Below are 486 nucleotides of genomic sequence, written 5' to 3'. Positions count from 1 at the left end.
CGCGTGGGCGGCCTCGCGCGCGACGGCGAGCCGCACCCGCACCCCGCTCCCGTGGTGCGCGCCGGGCCACGGCAGGTGCCCGGCCACCAGCACGATGGCGCAGGCGAGCAGCGTCTCGGTGATCCGGCTCCAGGAGGCGCCCGGCTCCCCTCCCGCCATCACCAGGGACAGCACGAGCACGGTGACGACGGCCGTCTGTGCGGCGAAGTGCCGGACGGCCACCGGGATCAGCGCCCCGCAGAGCGCGACCAGCGCGACGAGTCCGGCCGGCTGCGGCAGGAACGCGGCGAGCCCGGCGAACAGCACCGCCCCCGCGACCGTCCCGGCGGACCGGCACAGCACGCGCGAGACCAACGGGCCGAGATCGGGCTTGACGAGGAAGACGACGGTGGCTGGCAGCCAGTACCAGTGGACGGGCTGCAGGACCTGCGCGACGGCGGCGCCCGCCCCGAAGGAGAGCCCGACCCGCGCCCCGTACTCGCGTCC

1 protein-coding gene is annotated in these 486 nt (G+C 76.7%); it reads right to left on the bottom strand.

The genetic code is table 11. The annotated features are described in order from the left end of the window. The coding region (locus tag G3I40_RS08620) for an FUSC family protein (RefSeq protein ID WP_164301565.1) at nt 1–486 on the bottom strand (486 nt) is incomplete at both ends.

This window comes from Streptomyces sp. SID14478 (genome assembly GCF_010548525.1).
Lineage (GTDB): Bacteria > Actinomycetota > Actinomycetes > Streptomycetales > Streptomycetaceae > Streptomyces.
This window is presented reverse-complemented; position numbering and strand designations above follow the sequence as displayed.